At 57.9% G+C, this 2,583-nt stretch carries 4 protein-coding genes; all 4 read right to left on the minus strand.

Going from position 1 to position 2,583, the window contains the following annotated elements; translation table 11 throughout:
* Positions 1-370: AAA family ATPase (locus AC2VLY_RS11185; RefSeq protein WP_486922293.1), on the minus strand; the 370-nt coding region annotated here is incomplete at its 3' end.
* Entirely contained in the window at positions 371-1,258 is an 888-nt protein-coding gene (locus AC2VLY_RS11190; RefSeq protein ID WP_193650923.1) for an NAD(+)/NADH kinase, read from the minus strand.
* A gap of 79 nt (positions 1,259-1,337) precedes the next feature.
* Entirely contained in the window at positions 1,338-2,102 is a 765-nt protein-coding gene (locus AC2VLY_RS11195; protein WP_486893238.1) for a type III pantothenate kinase, read from the minus strand.
* A partial coding sequence (locus AC2VLY_RS11200) for a biotin--[acetyl-CoA-carboxylase] ligase (RefSeq protein WP_486922295.1) occupies positions 2,057-2,583 on the minus strand: 527 nt, incomplete at its 5' end. The genes AC2VLY_RS11200 and AC2VLY_RS11195, both read right to left, overlap by 46 nt.

Genomic DNA, 2,583 nt, shown 5'->3' on the forward strand with positions numbered 1-2,583 from the left:
ACTCACCAAACTCCCGCAGCTGGGTAAGGGTGACGTTGCAGCCATTGATAAAAGCCCGGCTACGGCCATTGCGTTGGAGGACCCGGCGCAGTACACACACCGGTTCATCTGCATTCATATCCTGATTGCGCAACCATTGGCGGGCGGCATGTTCGGAGGCAAGGGCATATTCCGCACTGATTTCGGCCTGCTCGGCACCATGGCGGATACTGTCTGCATGGCCCTTGTCTCCGAGGAGCAGGGCGATGGCGTCCACCAGAATGGATTTGCCCGCCCCGGTTTCTCCGGTGAGTACGGTCAAACCCGCATCAAAATCAATGCTGACGCTGTCAATCAGGGCAAAATTGCGAACCTGCAGGCTGAGCAGCATTTAATCTTCTCCCGGTGATTCGGCCCAATGCAGTTTTTCCCGAAGAATCTGAAAAAAGTTTTTCTCTTCTGGATGAATAAAACGTGCCGAGCAGGGGGCACGGCGGATGTGAATTTCATCGCCGACAGCCAGAGGAATGCTACAGTGACTGTCCAGGCTGAGGGCTGCAGGCTGACGGCTGGCGGTCAGGCGGGCACGGATGGCTACGGTATCGGCGACGACCAGGGGCCGGGCGGTGAGGGTGTGCGGGCAGATCGGCACCAGCAGCAGGGCTTCGAGGCTGGGGGATAAAATGGGGCCACCCGCTGACAGTGCGTAGGCGGTCGAACCCGTTGGAGTGGCAATGATGACGCCATCAGCGCGCTGGGTATAAACAAAGCGGCCATCCATATGGACGCTCAGTTCAATCATGCTTTCACCGCCGCCTTTGTGGATAAACACTTCGTTGATGGCCAGACCGCTGTGCATTTGTTGATTGTCGCGCCACAACTCAGCATGCAGGACCCGGCGTTGATCCTGCTGATAATGACCCTGCAAAATGGGCGGCAAGGCGCTTTCTATCTGGTCGATGGACAGATCCGCCAGAAAGCCCAGCCGTCCCTGATTAATGCCGAGAATGGCTATGCCCCTGCTGGCCGTATTTCGGGCCGTTCCTAACAGGGTGCCGTCGCCGCCAATGGCAATAACCAGATCCGTTTCCGCGCGGGCTTCGCTGAAAGCCATCAGCTTCAGGCCGAGGGTATCATTGATCTCGCCAGAACATTGGGTTTCGATAAAAACTTCCCGCCCCTGGGATTGAATGAAATCACGCAACAGGCGTAATCCCGGAAGTACCGAAGGATCACGGTATTTGCTGACGAGCAGGACGCGCTGGAAGGGCTTGGTCATGGGAGTAGCCTACATGGGGGCGCTACAAACGCCAAGAGGAAAATGGCGGTTTTCAGGGTAGGGGAGTTCAGGGCAATAATTACGCCTGCAGCCATCCATAAAAACCGCGTAGCAGAAGATCGGGAACATGCTGGCTGTTGGGGATTTGCGACTGCCAGAGTGCCGCATCACCCCCGGTCAGTAGCACCCGGGCGCCGGGAAACATCTGCTGAAAATGGGTGATGGCGCCCTGCAGGGCGTCGGCAAATAAATGAAACACGCCGGACTGGATGGCTGCACCCGTACTGTTACCAAGGGCTGCGGCGGGTACGGGCAAATCCATGTCGGGAAGAAGTGCCGTGCCGAGAAACAGGGCATGAAGGCTCATGGTGATTCCCGGAAGGATTCTGCCGCCCTGGAAGCGGCCATCGGCAAACAGGTCAATGGTAATGGCCGTACCCATGTCAATGATGATGCTGCTTTGGACGGGGTAATCGTGTGCTGCGGCAAGCAGGCAGCAGCGTCGATCAAAGCCCAGCGTTTCACCGGGGACATAGGCGTTGGGGACGCGCTGGTTGAACACCGCCAGATCAGGTTCGCGAAGACGTGTTTCGGGCAATAATTCCCGCCAGGTTTGCAACGCCTCCGGCACGACCCCTCCCAGTGCAAAAGTCTCTTCCTCTGCATGAGGGCGTAGCTGTTCCCACTGCTGTAAAATATGCGCAGGATGCAGGGCGGTTGCGGCGCTGATGCTCTGAAAATGCAGACCATCGTTGCTCTGTGCCAGCAGGGTTCGGGTATTGCCAACGGCGATGAATATCATGATGCCAATGGCCGCAGGCTGACGTCGCCAGCACTCAACCATACCGGGGCTTTGTCCGGCTCCTGTACCTGCAGGCGGCCATCCTCCCCAATGCCCAGCACTTCTGCCGGATAATGTCCCCGCACATCGCTGATTTGTACGATCTGGCGCATCATGGGCGCTGCCGCTTCATTCCAGAGCGGCAGAAAGGGTTCCAGGCCGTCGTGATCAAAACGGGCGAAATCCTCCTGCCAGCGGCGAATGATTTGCCCGGCAAGATGGCTGCGGGACAGGTTGACCTGCTGTTGCGCCAGACTCGTGGCAGAGTCCGGCAGGGTAGGATCGTCGTGCACATTCAGTCCCAGGCCAAGCACCAGGCGGTTTTGCCCGGAGGGCAGGCGGCGCGCTTCCAGCAGCAATCCCCCCAGTTTTTGCCCGCCAATCCAAATGTCATTGGGCCATTTGATCCACAATCCGCTGATACTTTTTTGCAGTACCTGAAAAACCCCCAGACCAGCCACCAGGGTCAGGGCAGGGTTAATGC

The organism is Acidithiobacillus sp. TH-A36 (assembly GCF_057473445.1).